General features: G+C 69.5%; 2 protein-coding genes. Both read right to left on the reverse strand.

Annotated elements, in window-relative coordinates; all coding sequences use genetic code 11:
- A partial coding sequence (locus HMPREF3099_RS06220; RefSeq protein ID WP_070705196.1) for a MerR family transcriptional regulator occupies positions 1–611 on the reverse strand: 611 nt, incomplete at its 3' end.
- Between the two features lie 127 nt (positions 612–738).
- The gene (gene ychF, locus HMPREF3099_RS06225; protein WP_070705197.1) at positions 739–1,824 is read right to left on the reverse strand and encodes a redox-regulated ATPase YchF; all 1,086 of its coding nucleotides are present in this window, start codon (positions 1,822–1,824) and stop codon (positions 739–741) included.
- Between the last annotated feature and the right edge of the window lie 158 nt (positions 1,825–1,982).

Genomic DNA, 1,982 nt, shown 5'->3' on the forward strand with positions numbered 1-1,982 from the left:
GGCTGCACCGGGGCGTGGACGGCGATGCAGGACACGACCTCGATCACACTCGCGCGGGCCGGGTCGCTGCGAAGCTCGATCCAGGCACGGCCCTCCCCCTCCAGTGGTCCAGCCACGCCCCGGGAGGAGAGCTCGGCGTGGAGCTGCGCTGACAGCTCCTCCAGACGCCCCATGCACTCCGCGGCCGACGCCTCCCCCTCCACGTCATCGGACACCGCCCTGAGGTCGAGGGACACGGCGACACCAGCCCAGCGCTGTGCCGCACGGTCGCGGGTCTGCACCACGCTCGCATCGGTGCTCTGCCACCGCTGGACCTCACCCAGCGCCCAGTCCTCGAGCTCCCGCTGAACGGCCAGCTCGGCCCGTCGCCGGGCGATCAACCCATCGGTCTCGTGTGGATGGGTGAGGGCCTTCCTCATCTCATCGACCCCCATGCCGGAGGCACGCAGCACCCGGAGCAGGGTGGCCTCACGCAACTGCGATCCCCGGTAGGTGCGGTAGCCGTTGAACGGGTCGACCTCTGCGGCCGGGAGCAGACCGATCTCGTCGTAGTACCGGAGGGTCTTCACGCTCAACCCGGTGCTGTAGGCGAACTGGCCGATGCTCATCATGGCGGACTCCTTCTGTCACGTCGTCAGCTCCTGCTGACATCACGACGGTGAGGCATCCAGCGACGGGAGGGTCAACTGCGCCGGCGCACCGCCAGGGGCCACGCTCCGCCTGACGGGCGGTCGAGGATCAGACGTTGAAGCGGAACTCCACCACGTCACCGTCGGCCATGACGTAGTCCTTGCCCTCCATGCGGACGCGGCCGGCCTCCTTGGCGGCGTTCATCGAACCGTACTGGTCGAGATCCTCGAAGGACACGACCTCGGCCTTGATGAAGCCCTTCTCGAAGTCCGTGTGGATCACACCGGCGGCCTGCGGGGCGGTCCAGCCCTGGTGGATCGTCCACGCACGGGCCTCCTTGGGCCCGGCCGTCAGGTAGGTCTGCAGGCCCAGGGTGTTGAAGCCCTTGCGTGCCAGCTGGTGCAGGCCCGGCTCGTCGATGCCGACGCTCTCCAGCAGCTCGGCCGCCTCCTCGGCGTCGAGCTCGGCCAGCTCGGACTCCAGCTGCGCGTTGAGGAAGATCGCGTCGGCCGGGGCCACCAGCTCGGACATGCGGCTGCGGAAGTCCTCGTCGGTCACCTGGTTCTCGTCCACGTTGAACACGTAGATGAACGGCTTGGTGGTGAGCAGGCCCAGCTGGGCGGCCAGGTCCATGTCCACGCCTGCGGCGGCCCCCTTGGCGAAGAGCGTGTCGCCGCCCTCCAGCACCTTCTGGGCGGCCAGGGCGGTGTCGAGGACCTCCTTGTCGGTCTTCTTGCCCTTGACCTCCTTCTCCAGGCGCGGGATCGCGTTCTCCAGCGTCTGCAGGTCGGCCAGCACCAGCTCGGTGTTGATGGTCTCCAGGTCACCGGAGGGGTCCACGCGGCCGTCCACGTGGTGCACGTCGTCGTCCTCGAAGGCGCGGACCACCTGGCAGATGGCGTCGGCCTCGCGGATGTTGGCGAGGAACTTGTTGCCCAGGCCCTCACCCTCGGAGGCGCCGCGCACGATGCCGGCGATGTCGACGAAGCTCACCGTGGCCGGCAGGATGCGGGCCGATCCGAAGATCTCGGCGAGGCGCTCCAGACGCTCGTCCGGCAGCGGGACCACGCCCACGTTCGGCTCGATCGTCGCGAACGGGTAGTTCGCGGCGAGCACGTTGTTCTTGGTCAGCGCGTTGAACATGGTCGACTTGCCGACGTTGGGGAGACCGACGATTCCGATGGTGAGTGCCACGGGCGCGGAGTCTACGCGAGCGACCCCGGCGGCCGGCCCGGCACGCTGCCCCCGGTGGCGCCCCCGACGAGGGCCCGCGAGGTTGTCGGAGCCGGGTGGCAGGGTGCGCGCCATGGACTCCGCCACCACCTCCGGCCTCTCCCCCTGGCTCGCCGCGC

It is taken from the genome of Kytococcus sp. HMSC28H12, from assembly GCF_001816045.1.
GTDB classification, from domain to species: Bacteria; Actinomycetota; Actinomycetes; order Actinomycetales; family Dermatophilaceae; genus Kytococcus; species Kytococcus schroeteri.